This is a genomic window from Methylobacterium aquaticum (assembly GCF_001043915.1).
Lineage (GTDB): Bacteria > Pseudomonadota > Alphaproteobacteria > Rhizobiales > Beijerinckiaceae > Methylobacterium > Methylobacterium aquaticum.
The window spans coordinates 1-710 of record NZ_LABX01000426.1; the positions used below are offsets into that span (position 1 = coordinate 1).

Sequence of the window (710 nt, forward strand, 5' to 3'; positions counted from 1 at the left end):
TCGCCGAGCATGGCGTAGGAGGCGGTGACGCCGCCGGTGGTCGGGTTCGTCAGCACGACGATGTAGGGCAGGCGCGCGGTGTTCAGACGTCGCACCGCCACGGTGGTGCGGGGCATCTGCATCAGCGACAGGATGCCCTCCTGCATCCGCGCGCCGCCGGAGGCGGCGAACAGCACGTAGGGCGTGCGCTTCTCCAGCGCCGTCTCGGCGCCGCGCACGAAGGCTTCGCCGGCCGCCATGCCGAGGGAGCCGCCCATGAAGCCGAAATCCTGCACCGCCAGCGTCATCGGCAGGCCCGAGACACGCCCGAATCCGACCTTGAACGCATCGGTCATCCCGGTCTTGGCGCGGGCATCCTTGAGCCGGTCGGCGTAGCGCTTCTCGTCGCGGAACTTCAGCGGATCGGCCGCCACCTCGGGCAACGGCACGTCGAGCCAGGTGCCCTGGTCGAACATCAGCTTCAGGCGCTGCTGCGCGGTGATGCGCAGGTGGTGCTCGGAGCCGGGAATCACCCAGCCATTGGCCTCCACCTCCTTGTGGAAGACCATCTGGCCGGTCTCCGGGCATTTCACCCAGAGGTTCTCCGGCGTCTCGCGCTTGAACAGCGTCTTGATCTTCGGGCGCACGACCTCGGAGATCCAGTTTATCGCCTCGACCATGATCGCTCCTCGATCGTCGGATTCGTCTGGCTTGATATGGGGCTGCGGGCG

General features: G+C 67.3%; 1 protein-coding gene. It reads right to left on the minus strand.

What is annotated here, in order from left to right; translation table 11 throughout:
* Nucleotides 1–659: acetyl-CoA carboxylase carboxyltransferase subunit beta (locus VP06_RS32965; protein WP_048468047.1), on the minus strand; the 659-nt coding region annotated here is incomplete at its 3' end.
* Nucleotides 660–710 lie beyond the last annotated feature (51 nt).